The sequence below is a fragment of the Confluentibacter sediminis genome, from assembly GCF_003258355.1.
GTDB classification, from domain to species: Bacteria; Bacteroidota; Bacteroidia; order Flavobacteriales; family Flavobacteriaceae; genus Confluentibacter; species Confluentibacter sediminis.
This window is the reverse complement of record NZ_QKPO01000085.1, coordinates 1-426: the sequence shown is the minus strand read 5'-3', so window position 1 is coordinate 426 and position 426 is coordinate 1. Positions and strand designations below refer to the sequence as shown.

Sequence of the window (426 nt, the reverse complement as noted above, 5' to 3'; positions counted from 1 at the left end):
AGACAGCGCGCAAAACCTATCCCGACATCGATTTCCAGCTGTGCGACGTGTCCGCGCGGCTGGACGAGCTGCCGGCCGACTTCGACGTGGTCTTCTCCAATGCCTGCATCCAATGGGTGCCGGACCATCCGCATCTGATTCCCGGACTGCTCGCCCGGCTCAGGGTCGGGGAGTGCTGGCTGTGCAGACGCCGATGAACTATGAGGAGCCGATTCACCGCATCATCGGTGGTATCGTGCACTCGCCCGCGTTTGCGGACAAGCTGCCGCAGCAACGCGAGTTCTACAACCTCACGCCGCCCGAATACTGGGAGCTGCTGCATGCGCATGCCAGCGCCTTCCGCATGTGGAAGGTCACGTACATGCACACGCTGCCCTCGCATGAGGCGGTTATGGACTGGTATCGTGGCACCGGCATGAGGCCGTA

The 426-nt window shown here is 62.4% G+C and carries 2 protein-coding genes; both read left to right on the top strand.

The window, feature by feature from the left end:
• The coding region (locus DKT72_RS19040) for a class I SAM-dependent methyltransferase (RefSeq protein WP_502243706.1) at positions 1–197 on the top strand (197 nt) is incomplete at its 5' end.
• A partial coding sequence (locus tag DKT72_RS19035) for a hypothetical protein (protein WP_220628169.1) occupies positions 194–426 on the top strand: 233 nt, incomplete at its 3' end. The genes DKT72_RS19040 and DKT72_RS19035, both read left to right, overlap by 4 nt.